Raw genomic sequence first — 23,727 nt, 5'->3', positions numbered from 1 at the left:
AGCCGCGAACAAGTTGAGCGTTCGCGGCTAAAGCCGCTCCTACAATAAATGAGCGAAACGTTTCAAAGGCACTCCATTGATTTCATTAGAAAATCTCAGTAAATCGTACCGCGTTGATGGCCGTGATATTCCGGCACTCAAGCGTATCGACCTGAAAATCGCCGCAGGCGAAATCTTCGGCGTGATCGGTCACTCTGGCGCGGGAAAATCAACGCTGATCCGCCTGATTAATCTCTTAGAGCGCCCGACGGGTGGCCGCGTTTTACTCGACGGCGTTGATTTAACCGAACTCTCCAGCGATGCATTGCGCCAATCGCGCCAGAAAATCGGCATGATTTTTCAGCATTTCAATTTGCTGATGAGCAAAACCGTCGCGCAAAACGTCGCCTTTCCTTTGCAAGTGGCGGGCGAGCTAGATAAAACGGCGATTGCTAAACGCGTTGCCGAATTACTTGAGCTGGTCGGCCTCACCGATCATGCAGACAAATATCCGGCGCAATTGTCAGGCGGACAAAAACAGCGCGTCGGCATTGCGCGTGCGCTGGCCAATCAACCGAAATTACTCTTGTGCGACGAAGCGACCAGCGCGCTCGACCCGCAAACGACCGCTTCGGTGCTGCAACTACTGCTTGAAATCAATCAGCAGCTCAAGCTGACCATCGTCTTGATTACACATGAAATGAACGTCATTCGCAGCATTTGCGACCGTGTTGCCGTCATTGACGGCGGCGAAATCGTCGAAATGGGCGCGGTGACGCAAGTGTTTTTACACCCGCAACACGCGACGACGCGCCGCTTTGTCTATGAGAGCGAACACGTCGATGAAAACGACGAAGCCGACGATTTTGCGCATGTGCCGGGCAAAATTGTGCGTTTAACGTATCAAGGCGAAGCAACGTATCAATCGCACTTGAGTGCGCTGGCGCGCGAATACGCCGTTGATTTTTCGATCCTGGCAGGCCGTATTGAACGGATTAAAACCACGCCGTGCGGCCAGCTCACGCTGGGGCTGGAAGGCGAGCAAGTTGACGCGATGCTAGCGCGGCTTGCTGCGGAGGGCATTGTGATCGAGGAGCTGCGAGCATGAATTTGATCAATGAATTGTTCATTAATATCGACTGGGCCGATATTGGTCTGGCGACACTCGATACGCTGAGCATGCTCGGCGGATCGCTGCTGTTTACGCTGTTGCTCGGCCTGCCGCTGGGCGTATTGCTGTTTCTCACCGGCAAAAAACAATTACTCGCCCAGCCTGTCGTGTACGGCATTTTGTCATTTATTGTGAACGTGTTGCGCTCGGTGCCGTTCGTGATTCTGCTGATTATCATGATCCCGTTCACCGTGTTGTTGACCGGCACATCGCTCGGCGTTGCTGGCGCGATTCCACCGCTCGTTGTCGGCGCAACGCCCTTTTTTGCTCGTCTGGTGGAAACGGCGCTGCGCGAGGTTGATCGCGGCATTATCGAAGCGACTCAGGCCATGGGTGCAACGACCTGCCAGATCGTGATCAAAGCGCTGTTACCCGAAGCAATGCCCGGCATTCTGGCGGCGATCACCGTCACGGCAATTACCTTGGTGTCGTATGCGGCGATGTCGGGTGTCATCGGCGGCGGCGGTCTGGGCGATCTGGCGATCCGCTTTGGTTATCAGCGTTTCCAGACCGACGTGATGGTCGTTACCGTGCTGCTGCTCTTGGTATTGGTGCAGGTTTTGCAGATGATCGGCGACAAGCTGGTGCAGTATTTCAGCCGCCGCTAACACGACATACACCGGCGATTATAAAGTTATAAAAAACCGGTCTTTAAGCTCATATACCTACAATGCTAATCTTGTGCGGTGACTGAAAAACAATCACCCAAGGGTATATAGCCATAAGCCATTACCATCAATCATCACAGCAACATACCCCATCCCACAAGGAATTAACATGAAAAAAATGATTTCACTTTTCGCCGCAGCCACCGTGATCAGCGCAGGTGCAAGTTTCGCCGCCGATAAAATCAGCGTCGGCGCAACCGCCGTGCCGCACGCCGAAATTCTTGAATTCATCAAACCGACACTCGCCAAGCAAGGTGTTGAGCTCGATATCAAAGTCTTTACCGATTACGTCCAGCCTAACGTCCAAGTGGCCGAGAAAAAACTCGACGCCAATTTCTTCCAGCACCAGCCTTATTTGACCGAGTTTAACAAAGGCAAAGGCACGAGCCTGGTCAGCGTCGCTGGCGTTCACGTTGAGCCGTTTGGTGCGTATTCGAGCAAAGTGAAAAAACTCGCTGAGCTGAAAGAAGGAGCGACGGTGGCGATTCCGAACGACGCGACCAATGGCGGCCGTGCGCTCTTGCTGCTCGATAAAGCCGGTGTGATCACGCTGAAAGACAAGAAAAACATCCTTGCCACCAGCAAGGACATCGTTGCGAATCCGAAAAAACTGAAATTCAAAGAGCTGGAAGCGGCAACGCTGCCACGCATCCTGAATCAGGTTGATCTGGCGCTGATCAATACCAATTACGCACTCGAAGCCAAGCTGAATCCAAGCAAAGACGCGCTGGCGATTGAAGGCAAAGAATCGCCCTACGTGAATATCCTGGTCACGCGCAGCGATAATAAAGACAGCGTAGCAGTGAAAAAACTCGCTGCGGCGCTCAAATCACCGGAAGTGAAAAAATTCATCACCACGAAATACCAGGGCGCGATTGTGCCGGCTTTCTGATTGAGCGGGTTTGGATTTTAGAATCAAAAAAAGGGGCTTTCGCCCCTTTTTGCAGCTCAATTACCTGAAAAAGCATTCGGATTGAGCAAAGTCCATGACTCAACGCGGGGATTGAAAAAACCGGCATCGGTATAAGCGCGGCGAATCAGCCCTTCTTTGCGCATCTGGCTGAGCCCTTTGTTCAAAGCCTCCAATACCTGAGCGCCAAAAGCGGTCGGTGCCAGCAGAAAATGCCGCGAACCGGGCATCGCTACTTTCATTCCCGGAATCGGCACCAGCCGCACGCCTTCGACTTCGAACGACATATCTGCCGATGATTTAAATGATGCCATCGTGAAATCGCCCCGCCCTTCGCGCAGCATTTTGGCGATCATGCCAAAAGTTGGCGCGCTCTGGACATTGCCTATTCCCAGATTATCCAGCGTTGCAATATCGTTTTTCCAGGCTTTATTGGTCACCACCGTCATGCCACGCAACTCTTTCAGTCCCACTTTGCGCAACTGCGGGTGGCCCTCGACCATATAAAATCCGACGACATACTCACCATCGCGAATCAGCGGGACAGAAAGTCGCGCTTTACTTTGCGTCACATCACTGGCCCAGACCGAAGTTCCGGTGGCCTCGACCGTTCCATTTTCGACTTCCAGCAAACTGCGCGCATAGCTGTCTACCGGAACCAGATGAACCTGCTCGTTCATCCCGCCGCGCTGCAGGGCTTGCTGAAACAAAATGAGTTCAACCGTATCCCGTCGTGCGCCGGGGCCGCTATAGTCGCGGATTTCCTGCACCTCGCGATTACGCAATAATTTCTGGTAATCCAGAATCACATCGCGTGGCACTGCCAGCAAGATCTGCGCATGGGCACATTGAATGCTGAGCAGTAAAACGAGCAAGAAACGATGCATGATATTTCTCTCTGCAATATATCGAAGCCCAATGGATCGAACAGGCTTTTTAATGGCCACAGCCCATTACCTTACAAGCTGAATTGATCATACGCGAGCCCTATTAATCGGCAAATAGATCAAGTCATTTATCGGCAAATCTGCATCTGTCCACGACCTCAAGTCCATCTTCCACTCTGGTTCGACAAATACCCAGCAAGGGTAATCAGCGATAAGCTATTTTACAATTGACTTGCATGAATATACCCAGCATAACAATGGCCATCATTTGAATATTTCCAGCTGTCTCAACAATCACCTTGCAAGCGCGCCCAGCAAAATCAACTCTGCTCGGAATTGATTTTTCAGTTTGCCTGACCATAACAAGTTTTGCTTTGTCAGCCAGCCGGAAACAGCTTATAAAGACTTACTTTTCCATGCGGATACGCACCATGCACTTTCGCCGCTTTGCTGCCCTGTTTGTCCTGATCGCCTTGCTGATCGCGCTCGATTTTGGCGTTTTCAATTTCACGCAAAGTCTGGACTGGCGTCTCGGTGACTGGCTGCTGCAACATAATGCGCAAAATCGGCAAAGTGATCACGAAATCGTGATTGTCGATATTGACCAGAAAAGTCTGGAAGAGATGAATGAGGTCGCCAGTAAATGGCCTTGGCCGCGGGCGATTCATGCCGAGCTGATCGAACACATCATCGCGCAGCAACCCAAAGCGATTGTTTTCGATATTCTGTTTAACGAGCCCGATACTTTTGGAACCGAATCGGATGCGCTGTTCAGGCAGGTCGTTGCGCAATATCCGAATCTGTACTTCGCCCACTCTCAGCTGGCCGACGGCAATCCGATAGAACTGAAAACACTGCCCGCCAGCGTCGGTTTGATCAAAACAGCACAAGCCAAGCCCGATGCGCGTGCGGTTTTGCTGCTGCCTAGCGTACTGGATAAATCTTCGTGGCGCGGCGGGCTGATCAACTTCCAGCCCGATGCCGACGGAATAGGTCGGCATTATCTGATTGGGCAAGCCATCGATGGCTGGCTGATTTCATCGCTACCGTGGCGACTGGCACAGGATTTCAAATGGGCCGCAGTTTCGCAGCAGAAAATTCGCCTGAACTGGCAGCAATCTCACCCGCATATTGCCTATTCGGATATTTACCGCGATGCCAATAGCGAGCAGCCCCGCCGCGCAGCGAATGAATTTCGCAACAAAATCGTCGTGATTGGTACTGCCGCGCCGGGCTTGCAGGATTTGCGTTCGACACCGCTCAATGCGGCCTACCCCGGCGTTGAAATTCTCGCGACCGCGATTGATAACTTGAAAAACGATAACTGGCTGCGCGACCCGCCCCGCTGGCCGTTTGCATTATTCTCGCTACTACTGGCAGCGCTATTGCTGCTGGGTTTTAAGCACAGGAAAAACACGCTCGCTCTGGCCGGACTCATGTTGACACTGAGCATACTGGGCATTGCGTTGATGTGGCTGGGGCTGCAACGCAACTGGTTTTTGCCGCTGGCCGCACCGCTCGCCTGGGGCTGGGCATATTTCTGGCTGGCCGCGCTGATGTCGTATCTGGCCGAAAAAGCCAGTCGCGAACAGGCTGTTGCAATGTTTTCGCGCTTTCTGGATGCACGCGTGGTCGGCGAGCTGATTGCCAGCGGCCAGATCGATATGAACAAAAAAGCCGAGTCGCGTGAACTGACTGTTTTATTCTCGGATATTCGCGGCTTTACCACGCTGTCGGAGAACCATACGCCCGAATACATTGTCGAATTACTGAACCGCTATTTTTCGATGCAGGTTGCCATTATTTTCAAGCATGGCGGCACGCTGGACAAATTCATCGGCGATGCCATCATGGCGTTTTGGGGCGCGCCAGCCAACGACCCCAATCATGCCAGCAACGCCATTGCCGCCGCCATTGAAATGAGCGAAGCACTGGAACACTTCAAGGCCGAACTCAAAGATCTGAACGCCGATTTTGACGTTGGCATCGGCATTCATACCGGGCCCGCTGTCGTTGGTTTTATTGGCGCCGAATCGCGACTTGATTACACGGTAATTGGTGATACGGTGAATTTAGCATCCCGTATCGAAGGTTTGACCAAGGGCATCGCAAGGATTCTGGTTTCTGAAGAATGCATGCGCGCGGCATCGCACGAGCAGTTTGAATTTCAGGATCGCGACATACACCATGTAAAGGGGCGCGAGCAGGCGGTACAACTTTATGAACCGAGGAAAAAATCATGAAATCCTTTGTGTATACCTTGCTGCTGTTGAGCAGCTTCGCACTGGCCGAACCGGGTGAAGTCATCCGCAAAACCGAGTTGCGTGAAAAGCCCTATCTGGATTCGACGGTGCTGCTTAATATCACGGCCAATACACCAGTCGATATCCGTTCGCGCAAAGGCGCGTGGATGGAAGTCAGACTTGCTGGCGGGCAAACAGGCTGGATCAAGCTGCTCAATGTCCGTACCAGTAGCGGCAGCACCAGCTCAAGCAATGCGCTCTCCAATGTAATGAAAACCGGTTCATCGGGCAAAACCGTGACGACAGGCGTCAAAGGACTTTCTGCCGAGCAAATCAAGAACGCCGTTCCGAATCTGGCCGAAGTCAATAAAATGAACAGCTTTGCAGCGCGCCCAGCCGATGCGATCAAAGGCGCCCAGGCCAATCGCCTGCTGGCTGCCAATGTGCCCGAGCTGAGCAGCACCGGTACCGGTACCGGTAATACAGATTCCAATTACAATCCGAATCAACGGAGGCCCTAATCATGCATCCAGTTAAACCTCTCGCGATGAGTGCGTTGATCATGGCAACCCTGTCCATGCCGGCAATGGCCTTCGATCTGAATAAATTGCTGACGCCGGAAAACATCAATAAAAGCATCAGTGTGCTCAATAATGCCGGCGAAGCGCTCAATACCTCGGCCAAAGGGCTGACCCCGGCGCAGGAAGAAGCCATGGGGCAGAATGCAATGGCCAATCTGCTTGGTGCCGCGCCACTGCTGAACGATCCGGCAGTCCAGCGCTATGTCAATCAGGTCGGGCTATGGGTCGCACTGCAATCGGAGCAACCCAATCTGAATTGGCGTTTTGGCGTCATCGATACGCCCAATATCAACAGTTTTGCCGCTGCCGGCGGCTATATTCTGATTACTCGCGGCCTGTGGGATCGCATCAAATCGGAGGCCGAGCTGGCCGCCGTGCTGGGGCATGAAATTACCCACGTCACCAAAAAACACCATATCAGGGCGCTGGCCAGCAGCAAAAGCCAGCAAGCCGGTGCTGATTTGATTTCACTGATTGCTGACTACAACAGTGGTAAAGCCGGCGCACAGGTTGGCGCCAAAGGCGGCAAGGCTTTGTCTGAAGTCTTTGTCCGCGGGCTGGACAAAAATGATGAATACGAAGCCGACGTCAACGGCATGGTGCTGGCAGCGCGCGCCGGATACAATCCGTATGCGCTGGTTAGCGTTCTGCAAATGCTCGGTTCGGTCAATCCTGGCGACAGCGCGGTCGCATTGTTATTCAGTACACACCCATCACCGCGCGACCGGCTGGATCGGCTTGATCAGACCGTTGGCGATAAACTCGAAGCCCATGCTGGCGGAGCTGAAAGCACCAAGCGCTTCAATCAGGTAAAGCGATAAGATTGCGCAACACCTAAATCTAAATACAATTGACCTCGACACAGGCCGCCATTGCGGCCTTGTGTATTGTGATGCATACACTGCGGTGTTCCCCGCCCCCCATCGGCCGATCTGGAGACTCATCAATGCAACAGCTTATCGACACCTGTATCGCGCGTCGCCAGCAACTGGCCAGCCAGCTTGCGCCCGGCATCGTGATTATTCCGACGACACAGGAAATCATCCGTAACGCCGATACCCATTATCCTTTCCGCTTTGATTCGGGGTTTTACTATCTGACCGGTTTTACCGAGCCTGATGCGGTGCTGGTGCAAATCATCGGTGAAAACAAAACCGAAAACATCCTGTTCTGCCGCCCCAAAGATGAAGAACGCGAAATCTGGGATGGTTTCCGTTATGGTCCTGCGGCAGCGGCACGTACTTTCGGTTTTGATGCGGCCTATCCGCTGGACGAACTCGATACCCGCATGATCGAACTGATGCAAAACCAGCCACGCATCTACTACCCGCTCGCCAAGGAAATGCGCTGGGACCGAAATATCAATCGCTGGCTGACCGCAGTGCGTGCGATGGCGCGTACCGGCGTCTCGGCGCCTGGCAGCATCATCGATGTGCGCAGCGTGCTCGATGAAATGCGCCTGATCAAGGACAGTTTTGAAGCGGGTATATTGCGCCAAGCGGGATCCATCAACGCTCACGCGCATATACGTGCCATGCAGTTTGCCAAGCCCGGTCAGTTTGAATATCAGGTTGAAGCCGAAATGCTGCACGATTACTATCGTCAGGGTTCGCGCTCGCCAGCGTACAACAGCATTGTTGCCAGCGGCGCCAATGCCTGCTGCCTGCATTACGGCGACAACAATGCCCGTATGAACGACGGTGATCTGCTCCTGATCGATGCCGGTTGCGAGCTGCACGGCTACGCCAGCGACATTACCCGTACTTTCCCAGTCAATGGCCGGTTTACGCCGGAACAGAAAGCCGTGTATGAAATCGTCCTCGCAGCGCAATACGCCGCTTTCGAGCACTGCCAGCCCGGCAAGCTGTGGAATGAAATTCACGACGCAGCGACCCGCGTGCTGGCGCAAGGCATGCTCGATCTGGGTCTGCTCACCGGTTCGCTCGACGAAGTATTGGAAACCGGCAGCTACCGCCAGTTCTACATGCACCGTACCGGCCACTGGATGGGGCTGGACGTGCACGATGTCGGCGCTTACAAAGTCGAAGGCAACTGGCGAACTTTGCAGCCCGGCATGGTGCTGACGGTCGAACCAGGCTTTTATATTCGCCCGGCGGCCAATGTCCCCAAAGCATTTGAAAACATCGGCGTGCGGATCGAAGACGACGTACTGATTACCGAACTCGGTCACGACAACCTCAATGTCGAATGCCCGAAAACCGTCGCCGAAATTGAAGCGGTCATGGCGGCAGGCAAATAAGTCGCGCGCGACTCGCTTGAGCGGTAAAATAAGCCCGCGCCAGCCGATGCTGGACGCGGGTTTTTCTTGGACTGGACACTGGCGATGCTGATCGAACATTTACCGCAACACGTTGACATCCTGATTGTGGGCGGCGGCCCGGTCGGTGCGCTGCTGGCGCAAACACTGAGTGCCAGCGGACACGATGTGCTGCTGGTTGAAGCCAGAACCGAAGTCGGCAAAGATCCGCGCGCGCTGGCGCTTTCGCATGCCAGCCAGATCAAATTGCAGCAAGCCGGCCTCTGGCACGATACGCTCCTTGCCACACCGATCAACAAAGTCCATGTTTCACAAGCTGGCACATTGGGACGCACCGTGCTCGATGCGGCGGATCTCGATCTGGCCGAACTGGGCTGCACCGTCCCGTATCAGACCTTGGCACAAAGCGCACTCGATGCACTCAAGGCGGGCAGCACGCCGTTGGCGCTGGGCGTTAAAGTCACAGCGATCAAACAGATGGCCGCCTTTGCCTACGTAAAGATGGAAAATGGAACGGAAACTGGAAGCAGCGAGCATCAGCTCACCTGCCGGCTACTTATTCTGGCCGAAGGCGGCCAACTGATCAGCCAACTGCCCGACATCCGGCAACAGGTCAAATCGTACGAACAACACGCCGTACTCGCCAAACTGACCCCCAAACATCCACACCTGGGTATTGCCTTCGAGCGCTTTGCAGACGATGGCCCGCTGGCATTACTCCCCAATGGTATGCAATACACGCTGGTCTGGACGCAAACACCCGAACAGGCCGCTGCGCGCTTGGCATTAAACGATGAAGATTTTATCGCCGAAATCGAACAGCGCTTTGCCGACCGAGTCACCGGCTTTACTGCAGTCGCCGAGCGCGCCAGCTGGCCGCTCTCACTCAAGACACTGAATTCAGTCGTCGGCCAGCGCGTCGTGCTGATCGGCAATGCAGCGCAAACACTACATCCGGTGGCCGGACAAGGGCTCAATTTAGGTTTGCGCGACGCCGAAACACTCGCGCAAGTACTCGCCGTCACGCCGAAAAACCAGCTCGGCGAAGCAGCCAGCCTGCAACGCTATCGCCAGCTGCGCGCGCGCGACGCCGGTCTGGTCACCGTATTCACCGACAGCCTGATTCATTTATTCGAAGCGCAGTCATTGCCGCTGAAACACGCACGCAGCATGGGGCTGATGGCGATAGACCAGCTGGAATGGCTACGCAAAGGCTTTGCGCAACGGATGGTTTACGGCGCAAGGTAAGCACTGCGCGAGCCGCAAATCAAACGTCAACAAAGCCAAGGAAGCAGCAGCCGGCTTTTTTTCGATCTTTCAGGGTTTCCCCTTGCCAACGCTCTACCCTCTTTTTCAGATTATTGCACCGGTGATGCTGATTATTGTCATCGGCTGGCTCTATGCACGCCATCGCCCGGTCGATATGAGCGCGGCCAACCGGCTCAATGTCGAGCTGCTGTCCCCTTTGCTGGTTTTTGCCGCGATGGCCGGCAAACATGCGCAGCTGGGACAATACTGGCTGCTGATGCTGCTATCGACCGTCGTCGTTTGCGGCTCGGGGCTGGTGGCCTACCTGCTCGCTCGCACAATGCGCTTTAATCCGATCGCTTTCAGCGTGCCGCAAATGTTCACCAATACCGGCAATATGGGGCTGCCGCTGTGGCTGTTCGCTTTTGGCGAAACTCATTTTCCAGCGGCCATTGCCATTTTTGTGCTGATCAATTTGCTGCATTTCACGCTGGGAATCAAACTGTTCAACCGGCATGCGCCATTAAGCGAAGTGATTAAAACGCCAATGGTCTGGGCATTATTGGCCGGGCTGCTGGTGCAGTACCTGCAACTGGAGATCCCGCTCTGGCTGATCAAGCCGGTCAAAATGCTCGGCGAAGTCGCCATTCCGCTGATGCTGTTTGCGCTGGGCGTGCGAATGGCGCAATTCAAAGTAACGCGCTGGGGTGCCGGTTTGCTCGGTGGCGTGTTGTGCCCGCTTTCCGGCCTGGCGCTGGCCTGGCCGCTGGCGCACGCTCTGCCGCATGCACAGGCCGGCATTTTGCTGCTGTTTGGCGCATTGCCGCCGGCCGTACTCAATTACCTGTTTGCCGAACAATATGGTCAGGATCCGGAGCTGGTTGCAGCGCAGGTTGTCGCCGGGACTTTGGCTTCGTTGCTGTTTGTTCCGCTGGCGTTGGGCTTGGCGCTCAATACCTCGATAGGGTATTAAAACCTAGATCAATAAATATTTAGACTGCGTAGTGATACCCCTCGAGCAAGCTGAGCATTTCGGCTTCGCCCAAGGGTTTTGAATAGTAATAACCCTGCATCGTATCGCAACCTGCATTGCGCAAAGTTGCCATTTGTTCACGGGTTTCAACGCCTTCGGCAACCACGCTCAGGCTCAGCTTTTTCGCCATCGCCACGATACTTTGCGCAATCGCGATATCGTCTTCATTTTGCGGAATCCCCTCGATAAACGAGCGGTCAATTTTCAGAATATCGAGCGGCAAATGCTTGAGCTGCGACAACGATGAATAGCCGGTGCCAAAATCATCAATCGCCAGCGTCACGCCCATTTGCTTGAGCGAGTGCATCATATCGACTACTTCATGAATGCGACGCATGATCAGGCTCTCGGTCACTTCCAGCTCGAGCAAATGCGGCGGAAATCCGGTTTCATTGAGCACGCTGCGAACCTGCTCGATCAGCACACCGGGCTTGAACTGGCGTACCGACAGATTGACGGCGATTTTCGGGACATCCAGCCCTGCCCGCCGCCATTTTTGCGCCGTTTTACACGCTTGCAGCAGCACCCAATGCCCGATCGGGACGATCAGGCCGGTTTCTTCGGCAATCGGGATAAATTCGGACGGCGAAATCGAGCCCATTTCCGGATGTCGCCAGCGCAACAGGCACTCCATTCCGCTCAGTTTGCCGCTTTCCAGATTCATTTGCGGTTGAAAAACCAGTTGCAACTGATTGCGCTCAAGCGCAAAGCGCAGCGCAGCCTGCACCGAAAATTGCTGGGTGTTGAGGCTATTCATGTCTTGCGAATAAAACTGATGCGCATTTTTGCCCTGATCCTTGGCGCGATACATCGCCAGATCGGCTTTGCGCATCAATTCGGACGCCAGCCCACCGTCGGCAGGATACATGCTGACGCCAATCGAGCCGGTAATAAACAGCTCCTGCCCGTCGATCCGGTAGCTTTCTGCCATCGCGTGCAATAAGCGCTCGGCAACCTGCGCGACCTGATTGACCTGATGAATGTTTTCCAGCACGACCGTAAATTCGTCACCACCGAGCCGGGCGACAATGTCTTCCTGTTTCAGATGCGTTTTCAATCGCTGCGCAACGATCTTCAGCAATTGATCGCCGACATCGTGACCCAGCGTATCATTGATCGATTTGAAGCGATCCAGATCGATAAACAATAAAGCCATTGCGCGGCAACGGGTGCTGGCTCGCGTCAGCGCCTTGGCAAGTTCTTCATGAAAACCATTGCGATTGAGCAAATCGGTCAGCGAATCATGACGCGCCAGATAATTGGCGCGCTGTTCGGCCTGTTTGCGGCTGGTGTAATCGGAAAAAATCCCGACATAGCGTTTCAACCGGCCTTCATGATCATGGACCGCACTGATCGACAGCCAGGCCGGGTAAACCTCGCCGTCTTTGCGCCTGTCGAGCATTTCACCTTCCCAGTGACCGCTCTTGCCCAATTCGCTCAATAAAAAAGCCTGAAAATGATTGGGATTACCGGGACGGGTATCGAATATCCGTGACAAGCGCCCCAGCGCGTCTTGCTCCGAATAACCGGTAATCCGGCTAAACGCCGGGTTGACCGCTTCAACGCGCTGGTCGTTTGAGATCAGCATAATGCCTTCGCTGGCATGACTGAAAACCTGTTTGGCAACACGGGCATTAGCGACTGCCTGCTCGTTCTCGCGCCGGGTAACGGCCAGCAGCAAACCCATTTGCAAAGCCAGCGTCAATAGGAATAGCAGATTGGTCACTTGACCATCGGGCAGACTGAGCGTCACCGTCGGGCTGCCCAGAATCAGCAGCAGAATCAGCGCTATCAGACTATTGCTCACCTGTCCCAGCCGCAACGATGACCAGACCATAAGGGGGAAACACAGATAAGTCAGTTGAAACTGCGACTGATTCATATTCGCCAGCATCAACATGGCGCCGCTCATGGCAATCGAAATCAGCGTTGTCGTTTCAATCAGCCAGTTGGCACGCAACTCCAGCCGTTCAGCCCGAAATGCCATCACACCGGGCAAAACAATCAGCATGCCCAGCGCGGAGCCCAGCCATAAGATTGGAAAATTATTCGTCCAGCGCGCCGCTTGCGCAGCATCGAGCAAGGGCATCAAACCGCTGACCAGCAAGGCATACAGCGCACAATTGAGCACGGCGCCGCGCCAGAACAAGCCCAGCGCCTCTTGCTTGTGAAATTCACGCATTGGCAAATAGGGTTTAAACCAGCGATAAGCCAAAGCACAGCTGACCAGCTTGATCAGCGCAAAAACCAGCGTCTGTGACAGTGTCAAATCGAGCAAGACACCCGGCAGGCACATCATTAGAGCCAGCCAGGGCAGAATGCCCCAGCCGCAGAACATCATGGCAGCAAATGCAACGCCACCAGCCAGACTGACCACGCCAAAAACCTGCCCGGTTTTCAGCCATGCAGCATCAATCAGCGATGAGACTAAATAAACGAGGAGCCAGAGGATTAACGAGGTGTTGAATTTCACTTTCGCAAACTAAAGGAACAGGCAATGACTGACATCTTTGCTGCTTTTAGTTTTTTAGTCCATCAATATCGCTTCACCCGCTTCGCAGCGTTGCAAGCAGATTGATTACTGGCGATTAAGTAACCATACAAAAGTTCTCCAGCAAGGCACCGAGCCGCAGGCCGTACAAGTAGTACGACAAGGCGAGGTAACGATGCTGGAAAACTTTTGGTTTACTATTTACTAACGAAGTGGCACGGCGGCCAAAGCACTGCAAAGCAATTGCCAGAAGTGGTCTACGGTACTGATTTCGACGCGTTCATCGGGTGAATGCGCCCCACGGATCGTCGGGCCAAATGACACCATGGCCAGCTCAGGATAAGCCCGGCCAATCAGCCCGCACTCCAGTCCGGCATGAATCACTTTGACCGCCGGCGGATGGCCGTATAGCTGCTGGTAGACATCCTGCAGCAATTTCAAAGCTGCCGAATCCAGATCGGGCGTCCAGCCCGGATAAGCACCACTGGACTCGCAATTGAATTGCCCCAGCCGGGCAATCGCTTCGATTGAGGTTTTCAACTCACTCAGCCCTTGCTCGGTCAGCGAGCGCAGCATCAGCACCGCCTCGAATCGGCGCTCGTCTATTGTCACAACACCGAGGTTATTCGACGTTTCCACCACATCGGCCATCAACGGGCTCCAGCGTCGTACACCATGCGGTAAAGCCAGCAAAGCATCAATCACCAGCCGTGTATCACTCACCGAGAGCGAGCCCGGATAACTGCCGGTTTGCGGCATGGCGCGCAAATCCAGCTTGGGTTCTTTATCGCCCAGCGCAGTCTGCATCTGGATTTTGAAGTCACTAACAAAGCTGGAAAAACACTCAAGATCGCACATCGGAATCGCGATTTTGGCGTAGGCTTCGCGTGGCAAGGCATTGCGCAAGGAGCCGCCTTTCAGGCTTAACAACCGTGCATCAAACCGGGGTATTGCCTCAGAGATCATACTGGACAATAGCTTGATGGCATTACCCCGCTCCAGATGAATATCAACACCGGAATGTCCCCCTTTGAGCCCGGTTAAAGCCAGCTCGTAAACCATATACGCAGCCGGAAGCGGCTCATGATGCAGAACACGGCTTATCGTTATGTCGATCCCGCCCGCACAGCCGACATAAACCTCGCCCCAGTCTTCGGTATCCAGATTCAGCAGCAATTGCCCTTCGAGCAAACCGCCTTCCAATCCCTGCGCTCCGCTCATTCCGGCTTCTTCATCGAGGGTGAAGAGCACTTCCAGCGGGCCGTGAACCACATCGCGACTGCCCAGCACCGCCAGTGCGGCAGCAACACCAATCCCATTGTCGGCGCCCAGCGTCGTGCCCTGCGCCAAAACCCAGCCATCGTTGATTTGCGGGATGATCGGATCAGTCAGAAAATCGTGCTCAGTGCCTTCATTTTTCAGCGTCACCATGTCCAGATGCGCTTGCAGCACGACCCCTTGCCGGTCAGCCAGACCGGCAGTGGCCGGTTTGCGGATAATCAGATTGCCGACCTGATCCAGCCGGGTCACCAGACCGCGCGCTTGCGCCCAAGCTTCAATATGATTTCTGAGTGCGGTTTCATGCTTGGACGGACGGGGGAACTGGCAGATACGGGCAAAATGCTGCCAAAGATCGGACGGAGAAAGCTGATCAATCGACATGGAGCGCTCTTGGTTATGTAGTTATACAACGTAATACTGAATATCACGCCAGCATAACACTACATGATCATCCATCGCACTTGGGGATTTACCATAGGCTCTTATTGACGTCTGGGGCATGCAAATCAAACGTCAACAGCGCCTAGCAACACACAGCACCGCAGCAAATCGAATGAATCATGCTGTTATCATTCAAAACCTTGGGCTAGAACAAATCTTGCCCGCTCAATACCACTTAGGATATAGCCATCCCTCCCAACGCGAGCGCCGATGATGAGTAAAAATCCCCCCGCACTGGCTAGCAACCCTTATTACGAGGGTGTTCCCGACTATATGACCGAAGTGTACGACTGGGCCTATGTTGATCCCAATTGGGTCAAGGCACTCGATCGCAATCTGGTGGTACGCGTTTTATTATTCCTGAATGATCAACGGCTGATGCGTCGCTATCTGGCGCACATTCAACCGGGTCACCGGGTCTGGCAACTGGCACATGTGTATGGCGACCTGGTTCAGCGTGCAGCAGATAAAGTCGGACCGACGGGTGAGTTTCATCTGACCGATGTCACGCCGATCCAGATCGAGCACGGCAGCGAGAAACTCAAACAGATGCCGTGGACGCGGGTGATTCGCAGCGATGCGGCCGAATTTGCCGGGATTGCGGCGCATGACGGTACGAATCGCTATGACGTGATTTGCAGCTTTTTCCTGCTGCATGAAGTGCCAGAGCAGAAAAAACGCGAGATTGTCGACCACATGCTGAGCAAATTAACGGTCGGTGCAAAAGCCATTTTTGTCGATTATCACAATCCGAAACGCTGGCAACCGATTCGCTACATTCTCAAACTGGTCAATCATTATCTGGAACCGTTTGCCAATGCCTTATGGGACAAGGAGATCAGCAGTTATGCCAGTCATGCCGAGCAATTCAACTGGGAAAAAGAAACTATTTTTGGCGGGGTATATCAATCAGTGATAGTTACAAGAAAGCCTTGAGCGCTATACCACCATGATGTATAAAAAAACGACGCGAATGCGTCGTCAGGCTGCTGACAAAGTGGGTTACGACATTTTTCAAGTCTCGGCAAAGCCGAGCCTAGGAAATAAGGCTTTGAATTCGCAGCCTTTATGTTTTATTCCCACCCCTCCCGTCCCCTCTTCGAGGGGAGCACCCCAAGGGCACTTCCTGCGGGGCGCCTCGCTTCGCGAGTGGGGTTTGTCATCAATCTGGCGACGCGATTGCGTCGTTTTTTGGTTTTCAGTCTGATAGTTACTGATCGTCATCAAGCACATCGTCAGCGTCGGTATGCGGTATCACTTTGACCATCACAATACGCGGCCCGTTCATTTTCTTGACGACCACATCAAAGCCTTCAAACTCGATGCGCTCGCCCTCAACGGGTAAATTACCCAGCTTCCATTGAATCAAGCCGCCGACCGTTTCAGCCTCCGGGTGGTCGATATCCATTCCCAGCGCGCGACCCAGTGAAAACAGCGGCAAGCTGCCCTTACCGAGCAAAGCACCGTCGTCCTGGCGCATCCAGTCATTCCGGCTTTGACGAAATTCATCGCGGATTTCGCCGACCAGCGCAGCCAGCAAATTATCCAGCGTCAGAAAACCCATCGGTGCTTCGTCACCATAGGCGGCAATCGCAAAATGCGGCGCGCCATCACGAAAACGCCGGAACAAATCAATGGCCAGATCATCGGGGCTAACCACTTCGACCGGGCGAACAAACTCGTTCAAGTCGCTTAACTCGGTATCGCGCAATTCGGCCAGGAACAGATTTTTCAAATGGATCACGCCCAGCACCTGCCCAGCTTCGTCCACATAGGGATAGCGGCTAAATCGCTGCTCGGCGATGGTTTGCAGATTTTCATCCAGCGTACGATCAGTATGCAGCACTGCAGCTTCATGAAATGGCCGCATCAGATCGGATACCTTGAGTTTGCTAAAATCCAGCGATTGCGCGACGACGTTCCACTCCTGCGGGTCCATCACATCGCTATCCTGTCTGGCGCGCAAAATCAACTTGAGTTCGTCGTAGGAATAATGACTGTCATGGCCGCCATGACCATTCAAACCAGCCAAATGCAAGACGATATTGGCGCTACGATTAAGCAGCCAGATCGCCGGATACATTAACCAGTAAAAGAAATACAGTGGGGTTGCGGTCCACAATGCAATTTTTTCGGGCTGGCGGATCGCCATCGACTTGGGCGCCAACTCGCCAACGACAATATGCAAAAAGGAAATCAATGTGAAAGCAAAAACAAAAGAAATACTGTGAATCAGCGCGGCGGATTCGACACCGATCCAGCCGAGCACGGGAGAGAGCAGATTGGCAAAAGCGGGCTCACCAATCCAGCCCAGCCCCAGCGAGGCCAGTGTAATGCCGAGCTGGCAGGCCGATAAATAAGCATCGAGCTGGCCATGGACTTTCACCAGCACCCGGCCACGCCAGCCGGTTTTCGCGATGCTTTGCACCCGCGTTTGCCGCAGTTTGACCAGACCAAACTCGGCAGCAACAAAAAAGCCATTCAAGGCCACCAGAAAGAGCGCCAGCAGCGTCAGTAAGAAATTATCCATAAATGCGGGGCTAGTTCGTGCAAAACCAAGACCCGTCCGGAACGCAGAAGCTGTTATTTTAGCGTTTCTGCCCACTTTGCGCGAATGCAGGAGCGATAAGGAGTAAAATTGCGTCGTTTCGCAAGCCCTAGGTTCTGTTGACGTTAGTTTCACGGTCGCGCTGGAACGATTTTTTGACGAATCAAGGCATTGGCTGCGATACATAGTCATTCTATGTGAGCAGTCAATAACGCAGAGTCGTCAAAAAAGCGCCCAGCCGCTGGGTTTGGCTGTTTTTAGCCTGACACTGCGTTGCAAAACCTTGACATAGAATGGTATGCGTCAGGTTTTTCGCCTAGTTTCAGGCTAAAACCAGCACAAACGCGACTCGTAAAACTAACGTCAACAGAACCTAACGAGCAATATGAAAAACAGCCCACTTCGGCGCATCGCCAGCAAGCCAGCCTCAAAAGGTGCGACAAAATCTCGCTTCGCTCAGGCTGCGGGAACAATGACGGGGCGAACATCGGCCAAACCCGCATCCGGCGTGAGTCTGGCGCGAGCGCTGTCCAAACTCGGTTTTTGCTCGCGAACTGAAGGTGAAAAACAGGTTCTTGCCGGCCTTGTCGCCGTGAACGGGAAAATCTGTCGTGATCCCGAGCTGCGGATCAATATCGAACGAGATCAACTCAGCGTCAATGGTCAAACCATCGCCGCACCGCAATTCATTTACCTGATGCTCAATAAACCGCGCGGGCTGATTACCAGCGCCAGCGATGATCAGGGACGCGAAACAGTGTTTAGTTGCTTTTCCAATGCACAATTGCCGCATCTGGGGCCGGTCGGACGGCTGGACAAGGCGAGCGAAGGGCTACTGCTGTTGACCAATGACACGCGCTGGGCTGCGCGACTCACCGATCCGCAAAGCCATCTGGATAAAATTTATCATGTACAGATTGACCGCATTCCCGATGCAGGATTGATCGCAGCCATGCAGCGCGGCGTAGCACTGGATGACAGCAACCTGCTCAAAGCAAAAAAAGTACAGATTTTACGGACTGGCGACAAAAACGCCTGGCTGGAAGTCACGCTCGACGAAGGTAAAAACCGCCATATTCGCCGCTTGCTTGAAGCACATGGCGTGAATACCTTGCGACTAATCCGGGTTGCAATCGGCAGCTTGCAACTGGGTGAACTGGCCAAGGGGCAATGGCGTGAACTCACAAAAGAAGAAGTCAAAGTTCTCGGCTAATCGATGGGTATACGCCGCAAATCTATAAGCAGCAATGGCTATACAGCAATACCCACAGACATTAAAAATGCGGTCGATCTACCGCATACTGAACCAGCGTTTCCAGCGAGATCAGATCAAGAATTTCTTCGTGCGTGGCTGCCAGTACGATTTGCGGTGCAGCACCTTTTTGCAAAGCTTCCAGCCAGCGCCGCGCGCACAGACACCAGCGATCTCCGGCTTTGAGTCCGGAAAAACCATATTCGGGTCGCGGCGTCGACAAGTCATTGCCCGCCAGTTTGGAAAAAGTCAGAAACTGTTCGGTCATGACCGCACAGACAATATGCTGACCCACATCGGATTCATCATGCTGGCAACAACCATCGCGAAAAAATCCGGTTAACGGATCCAGACTGCATGCTTGCAAACGCTGACCCAAAACATTAATGCTCATCACTGCTCCTTACCCGTCTGAATTTTCATTCCGTCGTAACCCACGACCATACCGGCCGGCAAACGTTGACTCAAAGTATGGTATTCAAGCTCATGCGTCATATGGATCATGACGGTTTGTTCGGCCTTGATCTGCTGAGCCAGCGCAATCGATTGTGCCACCGACAAATGCGTCGGATGTTCGGCTTCGCGCAAGCAGTCCAGAAACAGCACTTTCAAGCCTTGCAGTCGCGCAAGACTGTCATCACTGACACCCGAAATATCGGTCAGATAAGCCACATCGCCAATCCGCCAACCCAGAATCGGCCATTTGCCATGCATGACCGGAATCGGCTCGACGATCACGCCGTGAAAATCAAAAGCCTGATCTTCGGTTTCGTGTAAAGCCAACACCGGTTTATCCCAGAAATGCGTCGGCTTCATCAGCGTATAGGGAAAACGTTCCTGAATATGGCTGAGCATCAGTCGGTTGCCATAGGCTGGCAGCGCGGCCTTTTGCAACCAGCAAAAAGCACGCAGATCATCAATGCCATTCAGATGATCTGCGTGCGGATGCGTATAGAGCACAGCGTCAACGTGCAGCACATTTTCGCGCAAGGCTTGCTGGCGAAGATCGGGACCCGAGTCGATCAGAAAAGTTTGATTTCCGGCACGAATTAGCGCCGAAGCGCGTGTGCGCACATTGCGCGGATCACTCGAACTACAAGTCGGGCACTGGCAACCCAGTGCCGGCGAGCCACCGCTTGAGCCGACGCCCAGCAGCAGCACCTCAACTTCGCCTTGCCAGCGCGACAAACTCATTGCGCTGCTCTCGCAAAAAGACGGAAGAAATTGGCCGTTGTTGCAGCAGCGACCTCTTCCAGTGCAATGCCTTTCAGTTCGGCAATATGCTCGGCGACATGCCGCACCCAGGCAGGCTGATTTTGCTTGCCGCGATGTGGCATCGGTGCCAGATACGGCGAATCGGTTTCAATCAGCAGCCGATCAAGCGGCATTTTGCGCGCGACGTCTTTGAGCTCTTCGGCTTTTTTAAAGGTCACGATGCCGGAGAGCGAAATATAAAAACCCAACTCCATCGCCTGCTGCGCGACTTCCCAGCTTTCGGTAAAACAGTGCATCACGCCGCCAACTTCGTCGGCGCGTTCTTCGCGCATGATGCGTATCGTGTCTTCCGACGAAGCGCGCGTATGAATAATCAGCGGCAAACCCGATTCGCGTGCTGCACGGATATGCGTACGAAAACGTTCGCGTTGCCATTCCAGATCGCCAGTCAGGCGGAAATAATCGAGACCCGTTTCGCCAATTGCGACCACTTTGGGTGTTTTCGCTAATTCGACCAACTGTGCCACGCTAGGCTCGGGCGTATCTTCGTAATCGGGATGAACGCCAACCGAAGCAAAAATATTGTCGTGCGCGCCAGCCAGCTCAAGCACGCTGGGCAACTCGGGTAGGTTAACAGCGACGCACAAGGCGTGACTAACCTGATTATCCGCCATGCGGCTTAACAAGCCGTCAATATCATTGGCAAGGTCGGGAAAATTGATGTGGCAGTGCGAATCGACAAACTTCATGGCAAATATCCAAACGTAAAAAAGCCGCACCAGCCGGTGCGGCCTTCCTGACAATCATACTCGAATTTACATCGTGTGCGTGGTACGCCCAGATTGCAAATAGCCTCCCAGGAGATTTTCAATTTTCAGCATGGCCTGCTTACCCGCCTCATTGGCCGAAAATTGCACGCCGATGCCCTGCTGGTGACTATTTTGCGCTCCCGGCGGCGTAATCCAGACCACGTTGCCCGACACGGCAATTTTGGCAGGGTCATCCAGCAAAGAGAGCAGCATAAAAACTTCATCGCCCAGGTTATAAGCCTTGTTCGTCGGAATAAAAATGCCACCACCTTTGATAAACGGCATATACGATGCGTATAAAGCTGCTTTTTCCTTGATATTGAGCGACAAAACTCCGGGGCGCGACGTGGGGGCACGGACTAAATCTTGACTCATAACAATCAACCTCGGCGATCCTGACCGCGTAGCGCATCAAGATATCCAAAAAATAAACTTTCCAGCACAAGCCGCTGATTCAGGGGATGGTACGCCAATCGCTGAGCTTCATTTAATTCATTGAGTAAATTGAAGAGCAAATGGGCGCGGGGAGCTACACGCTCAAGCGCATCTTTCCAATCAGGATAATAGCGAATAATGCCTGTCATACCCAAACTGATTACGTCATAAACCCATTTCTGTAACCATTCAATGATCAAGCTCGTATCAAGTTTGGCTTTTTCCAGCTCTGCAGCAAGGGTCAATACGTTCAAAGTAGCGGGTTCGGCGATTTTTTCCAGCATTGCGCTACGCACCGGCAACCATTCGGCTGCAGCATCCTCGGCTGCCGCCAATGGCGCCCCGCCCACATGCGCCAAATGCAGGACGGGGTTGACCACAAACTGAGTTTCCAGCCAGTGCATTGCCGTTTTATGATCAGGAATCGTCAACGGGAAAACCCGGCATCGGCTGCGTATCGTCGGGAGCAAACGTCGCCAGTGATCGGAGACCAGAATAAACACGGCACCGGCTGGCGGTTCTTCCAAGGTTTTCAGAAAAGCATTCGCAGCGGAAGTATTCATCGCTTCGGCAGGCGCCACAATGGTGACACGGATTCCGCCACGGTGAGCACTCAGATTGACAAAATCACTCAGATCACGAATATCCTCGACCCCGATGACCGATGATTTCTTCTTAGGCTTTTTCGCTACATCGCTCTCTTCGACGCTATCTTCCGCATCTGCTGGCTGCAACAGGCGATAATCAGGATGGTTGCCGGCGATAAACCAGCGACACGCATCGCAAAGTCCACACGGTTGAGTCGTTTTTGCATCCGATTCGCACAGTAAAAATTGCGCCAGATATTGCGCCAGCGCCAGCTTACCAATGCCAGCCTCACCGGTAAACAGCAAGGCATGTGGCAGCTTTTCCTTCTCGCGCATCAATTCATGCCAGGGGTTTTCCAGCCAGGGATAGGGAATCGTCATACGAGAAACTCATCCATCAGTTGCGCCAGCTCAGTTTGAATCAGCTCAAGACTACGACTGGCATCAATCACCCGGATGCGCTGCGGATTTTGTGCGGCACGCTGCAAATAAGCAGCACGTACTCGTGAATGAAAGTCGGCCTGTTCACGCTCAAACCGATCCAGCACCCGGGTTCCGGCCATTCTGGCCTGACTGACTTCCAGCGGGACATCAAAAATCAACGTCAGATCAGGCTCGATCAAGCCATGCTCGCGACCTTGCACCCATTGTTCCAGTGTGGCAAAACGCTCAACAGCTAGGCCACGGCCGCCGCACTGGTAGGCATAAGTCGCATCAGTAAAACGATCACACAGCACCCATTCCCCTTGTGCCAAAGCAGGCAGAATTACCTGTTGCAGGTGTTCGTTGCGTGCAGCAAACATCAACAAGGCTTCGGTATCCAGATGCATTTCGTCATTGAGTAACAAAACTCGCAACTTTTCACCCAGAGCAGTCCCACCCGGCTCACGGGTTTGCCGCAACACCAACTGCCGAGATTGCAAATATTGAACGAGCCAGGTCAGCTGGGTGCTTTTTCCTGCACCATCAATACCTTCAACTGAAATGAAGCGACCACGCAGCATGCGACACCAAGCAAATAGAAAGATGGGGTAATTGTCTCACAAGCCGGCGACACAAGGTCAACGACCTCATCTGCACCAATGCGGTGTTCGCTCGCCATCGTCAGTAGGAATGGCATTGAACAGCCAAATTGACTTGATCATCAAAACATCAAGGTTGAACAGCAAACTGTAAATTGCTGATTTCTTTACTTAAATTAGCAATCCAGCGATTGTAATTCGGGTGAATTTCAGGATTGCCATCGTTTGATTCATAATTCATATTAAAGCTATCTACATATTTTATTTGAAAGCCTTTATCATCATAATCAACACTGATTTTCACCATGTGTTTTCCATTTCCCTTGTCATACTTCAATGTTATTTTTCCCGGATCATTCCCGATTACAGTCCAATTAAAACGGTTTGCCGCCTGCACAATCATCGCACCCACTCGTTCCTTACTCAGTGCTTGTTTCGCGTCCGCAACAAACAACACACGTTCTGGCTGCAACATGGGATTTTGACGAGCATACACATTATTACCCGTCGCCAATCCTGCACAAATCAAAATAATTCCGAATAGTTTTTTCATTTTTTTCTCGCTAATTAAATTAACACAATGAATGTATTATGCAGCAGCATGCCTTAGCACTGCTTCAGCCTCAGAGCAAAACTACTTTTTAATCA

Annotated in this window: 22 protein-coding genes; 11 read left to right on the top strand and 11 right to left on the bottom strand. The window is 53.2% G+C overall.

The window, feature by feature from the left end:
- Positions 1–76 precede the first annotated feature (76 nt).
- The 3 genes from ACG2XO_RS11350 (at position 77) to ACG2XO_RS11340 (ending at position 2,710) form a co-directional block, all read left to right on the top strand.
- Positions 77–1,087, top strand: coding sequence for a methionine ABC transporter ATP-binding protein (locus ACG2XO_RS11350; protein ID WP_410498097.1), 1,011 nt, complete (start codon positions 77–79; stop codon positions 1,085–1,087).
- Positions 1,084–1,758: a methionine ABC transporter permease gene (locus ACG2XO_RS11345; protein ID WP_410498096.1), complete on the top strand. Its 675-nt coding sequence runs from the start codon at positions 1,084–1,086 to the stop codon at positions 1,756–1,758. Before ACG2XO_RS11350 ends, ACG2XO_RS11345 begins: the two co-directional genes overlap by 4 nt.
- A gap of 169 nt (positions 1,759–1,927) precedes the next feature.
- Positions 1,928–2,710, top strand: coding sequence for a MetQ/NlpA family ABC transporter substrate-binding protein (locus ACG2XO_RS11340; RefSeq protein ID WP_410498095.1), 783 nt, complete (start codon positions 1,928–1,930; stop codon positions 2,708–2,710).
- Positions 2,711–2,766: 56 nt separating this feature from the next.
- Here the strand turns inward: ACG2XO_RS11340 and ACG2XO_RS11335 are convergent, their stop codons facing one another.
- Positions 2,767–3,615 carry a hypothetical protein gene (locus ACG2XO_RS11335; protein ID WP_410498094.1) on the bottom strand — a complete coding sequence of 283 codons (849 nt, stop codon included), beginning with the start codon at positions 3,613–3,615 and terminating at the stop codon, positions 2,767–2,769.
- A 431-nt stretch (positions 3,616–4,046) separates the two neighbouring features.
- On the opposite strand from ACG2XO_RS11335, the gene ACG2XO_RS11330 reads away from it, so the two are divergent.
- From ACG2XO_RS11330 to ACG2XO_RS11305, 6 genes are all read left to right on the top strand, one after another.
- A complete protein-coding gene (locus ACG2XO_RS11330; protein WP_410498093.1) occupies positions 4,047–5,858 on the top strand; it encodes a CHASE2 domain-containing protein in 1,812 nt (603 codons plus the stop codon).
- Complete coding sequence (locus tag ACG2XO_RS11325; protein WP_410498092.1) at positions 5,855–6,379, top strand: SH3 domain-containing protein; 525 nt, start codon at positions 5,855–5,857, stop codon at positions 6,377–6,379. The genes ACG2XO_RS11330 and ACG2XO_RS11325 overlap by 4 nt, the downstream gene beginning before the upstream one ends.
- Positions 6,380–6,381: 2 nt before the next feature.
- Complete coding sequence (locus tag ACG2XO_RS11320; RefSeq protein WP_410498091.1) at positions 6,382–7,260, top strand: M48 family metalloprotease; 879 nt, start codon at positions 6,382–6,384, stop codon at positions 7,258–7,260.
- Positions 7,261–7,385: 125 nt separating this feature from the next.
- Positions 7,386–8,699 (top strand): Xaa-Pro aminopeptidase, encoded by a 1,314-nt coding sequence (pepP, locus tag ACG2XO_RS11315; RefSeq protein ID WP_410498090.1) that lies wholly within the window; start codon positions 7,386–7,388, stop codon positions 8,697–8,699.
- Positions 8,700–8,765: 66 nt separating this feature from the next.
- A complete protein-coding gene (locus ACG2XO_RS11310) occupies positions 8,766–9,965 on the top strand; it encodes an FAD-dependent monooxygenase (RefSeq protein ID WP_410498089.1) in 1,200 nt (399 codons plus the stop codon).
- Between the two features lie 82 nt (positions 9,966–10,047).
- Positions 10,048–10,938, top strand: a complete 891-nt coding sequence (locus ACG2XO_RS11305; protein ID WP_410498088.1) for an AEC family transporter — start codon at positions 10,048–10,050, stop codon at positions 10,936–10,938.
- A 19-nt stretch (positions 10,939–10,957) separates the two neighbouring features.
- On the opposite strand, the gene ACG2XO_RS11300 is transcribed toward ACG2XO_RS11305, so the two are convergent.
- Together ACG2XO_RS11300 and ACG2XO_RS11295 are read right to left on the bottom strand one after the other, a co-directional pair.
- Positions 10,958–13,471, bottom strand: a complete 2,514-nt coding sequence (locus ACG2XO_RS11300; protein ID WP_410498087.1) for an EAL domain-containing protein — start codon at positions 13,469–13,471, stop codon at positions 10,958–10,960.
- Between the two features lie 222 nt (positions 13,472–13,693).
- Positions 13,694–15,151 carry an aminoacyl-histidine dipeptidase gene (locus ACG2XO_RS11295; RefSeq protein WP_410498086.1) on the bottom strand — a complete coding sequence of 486 codons (1,458 nt, stop codon included), beginning with the start codon at positions 15,149–15,151 and terminating at the stop codon, positions 13,694–13,696.
- A gap of 273 nt (positions 15,152–15,424) precedes the next feature.
- Between ACG2XO_RS11295 and rquA the strand changes: the two genes are divergently transcribed.
- Positions 15,425–16,147, top strand: coding sequence for a rhodoquinone biosynthesis methyltransferase RquA (gene rquA / locus ACG2XO_RS11290; RefSeq protein WP_410498085.1), 723 nt, complete (start codon positions 15,425–15,427; stop codon positions 16,145–16,147).
- A gap of 274 nt (positions 16,148–16,421) precedes the next feature.
- Here the strand turns inward: rquA and ACG2XO_RS11285 are convergent, their stop codons facing one another.
- Positions 16,422–17,741 carry a hemolysin family protein gene (locus ACG2XO_RS11285; protein ID WP_410498084.1) on the bottom strand — a complete coding sequence of 440 codons (1,320 nt, stop codon included), beginning with the start codon at positions 17,739–17,741 and terminating at the stop codon, positions 16,422–16,424.
- A gap of 403 nt (positions 17,742–18,144) precedes the next feature.
- On the opposite strand from ACG2XO_RS11285, the gene ACG2XO_RS11280 reads away from it, so the two are divergent.
- A complete protein-coding gene (locus ACG2XO_RS11280) occupies positions 18,145–18,972 on the top strand; it encodes a pseudouridine synthase (RefSeq protein ID WP_410498083.1) in 828 nt (275 codons plus the stop codon).
- Between the two features lie 61 nt (positions 18,973–19,033).
- Here ACG2XO_RS11280 and ACG2XO_RS11275 read toward each other — a convergent pair whose 3' ends face one another.
- The 7 genes from ACG2XO_RS11275 to ACG2XO_RS11245 all read right to left on the bottom strand — a co-directional run bounded on the left by ACG2XO_RS11275 (position 19,034) and on the right by ACG2XO_RS11245 (position 23,632).
- Positions 19,034–19,405 (bottom strand): DUF2237 family protein, encoded by a 372-nt coding sequence (locus ACG2XO_RS11275; protein WP_410498082.1) that lies wholly within the window; start codon positions 19,403–19,405, stop codon positions 19,034–19,036.
- Positions 19,405–20,205 carry an MBL fold metallo-hydrolase gene (locus ACG2XO_RS11270; RefSeq protein ID WP_410498081.1) on the bottom strand — a complete coding sequence of 267 codons (801 nt, stop codon included), beginning with the start codon at positions 20,203–20,205 and terminating at the stop codon, positions 19,405–19,407. Before ACG2XO_RS11270 ends, ACG2XO_RS11275 begins: the two co-directional genes overlap by 1 nt.
- Entirely contained in the window at positions 20,202–20,975 is a 774-nt protein-coding gene (locus tag ACG2XO_RS11265) for a TatD family hydrolase (RefSeq protein WP_410498080.1), read from the bottom strand. Before ACG2XO_RS11265 ends, ACG2XO_RS11270 begins: the two co-directional genes overlap by 4 nt.
- 66 nt (positions 20,976–21,041) lie before the next feature.
- Positions 21,042–21,410, bottom strand: coding sequence for a PilZ domain-containing protein (locus tag ACG2XO_RS11260; RefSeq protein ID WP_410498079.1), 369 nt, complete (start codon positions 21,408–21,410; stop codon positions 21,042–21,044).
- 5 nt (positions 21,411–21,415) lie between these two features.
- Positions 21,416–22,438 (bottom strand): DNA polymerase III subunit delta', encoded by a 1,023-nt coding sequence (holB, locus tag ACG2XO_RS11255; protein WP_410498078.1) that lies wholly within the window; start codon positions 22,436–22,438, stop codon positions 21,416–21,418.
- Positions 22,435–23,061: a dTMP kinase gene (gene tmk, locus ACG2XO_RS11250; protein ID WP_410498077.1), complete on the bottom strand. Its 627-nt coding sequence runs from the start codon at positions 23,059–23,061 to the stop codon at positions 22,435–22,437. The genes holB and tmk overlap by 4 nt, the downstream gene beginning before the upstream one ends.
- Positions 23,062–23,209: 148 nt before the next feature.
- Positions 23,210–23,632, bottom strand: a complete 423-nt coding sequence (locus ACG2XO_RS11245) for a hypothetical protein (protein WP_410498076.1) — start codon at positions 23,630–23,632, stop codon at positions 23,210–23,212.
- Positions 23,633–23,727 lie beyond the last annotated feature (95 nt).

Source organism: Chitinibacter sp. S2-10 (assembly GCF_046530675.1).
GTDB lineage: Bacteria > Pseudomonadota > Gammaproteobacteria > Burkholderiales > Chitinibacteraceae > Chitinibacter.
Note: the sequence above shows the minus strand (reverse complement) of the source record. Positions and strands in the feature narration are given on the sequence as shown.